1 protein-coding gene is annotated in these 1,249 nt (G+C 68.9%); it reads left to right on the top strand.

The features are described 5' to 3' along the window. The coding region (locus AB4Y84_RS21940) for an acyl-CoA dehydrogenase family protein (RefSeq protein ID WP_442250969.1) at window positions 1–1,197 on the top strand (1,197 nt) is incomplete at its 5' end. Window positions 1,198–1,249 lie beyond the last annotated feature (52 nt).

Below are 1,249 nucleotides of genomic sequence, written 5' to 3'. Positions count from 1 at the left end.
GCCGTGACCGCATCCAAGCTGGCCCTCAAGACCGCCATCCAGTACGCCGCCGAGCGCCGCCAGTTCAATGCCTCCTCACCCACTGACGAGGAGGTCCTGCTGGATTACCAGCGGCATCAACGCCGCTTGTTCACCCGGCTCGCCACCACCTACGCCGCGAGCTTCGCCAGCGAACAGCTGTTGCAGAAGTTCGACGACGTCTTTTCCGGCCGGAACGACACCGACGAGGACCGCCAGGACCTCGAAACCCTAGCCGCCGCGCTCAAGGCGCTCAGCACCTGGCACGCCCTCGACACCCTGCAGGAGTGCCGCGAAGCCTGCGGCGGCGCCGGCTTCCTGATCGAGAACCGGTTCGCCTCGTTGCGCGCCGACCTCGACGTCTACGCCACCTTCGAGGGCGACAACACCGTGCTGCTGCAGCTCGTGGCCAAACGACTCCTGGCCGACTACGCCAAGGAATTCCGCAACGTCGACTTCGGCGTGCTGGCCCGCTACGTGGTCGGTCAGGCCACCGGCGTGGCCATCCACCGGACCGGCCTGCGCGGTGTGGCACAGTTCGTGGCCGACTCCGGCTCGGTCCACAAGGCTGCCAGCGCCATCAAGGACGAGGCCGGCCAGCGGGCGTTGCTGACCGAACGCGTCCAGGCCATGGTGGCCGAGGTCGGCGCGGCGCTCAAGGGCGCCAACAAGCTGCCCCAGCAGCAGGCCGCGGCGCTGTTCAACAGCCACCAGAACGAGCTCATCGAGGCGGCGCAGGCGCACGCCGAGCTGCTGCAGTGGGAGGCGTTCACCGAGGCGCTGGGCAACGTGGCGGACCCCGGCACCAGGGCGGTCCTGACGTGGCTGCGGGACCTGTTCGGCCTGTCGCTGATTGAAGAGAACCTGGCGTGGTACCTGATGAACGGCCGGCTCTCAATGCAGCGCGCCCGCACCGTGGGCGAGTACATCAACCGGCTGCTCGTGAAGATCCGTCCCCATGCCCTCGACCTTGTGGACGCGTTCGGCTACGGACCCGAACACCTGCGCGCTGCGATCGCCACCGGGGCCGAGAAGACGCGCCAGGACGAGGCCCGGGAGTTTTTCCGCCAGCAGCGCGCCAGCGGTCAGGCGCCGCTGGACGAGAAAATCCTGCTGGCCCGCACTGCCCGCGAGGCCAAGCCGCACGGCGGCAAGAAGACCAGGTCCCCGCGCGGCTGAACCAGCGCCCGCTGGATCAGCACAGTAACGACGACGGCGCCGCCCCCTGCTC

This window comes from Stenotrophomonas sp. 2YAF22 (assembly GCF_052114665.1).
Taxonomy (GTDB): domain Bacteria; phylum Pseudomonadota; class Gammaproteobacteria; order Xanthomonadales; family Xanthomonadaceae; genus Stenotrophomonas; species Stenotrophomonas indicatrix.
The sequence above is the reverse complement of the archived record's forward strand: the minus strand, read 5'-3'. Positions and strand labels throughout refer to the sequence as shown.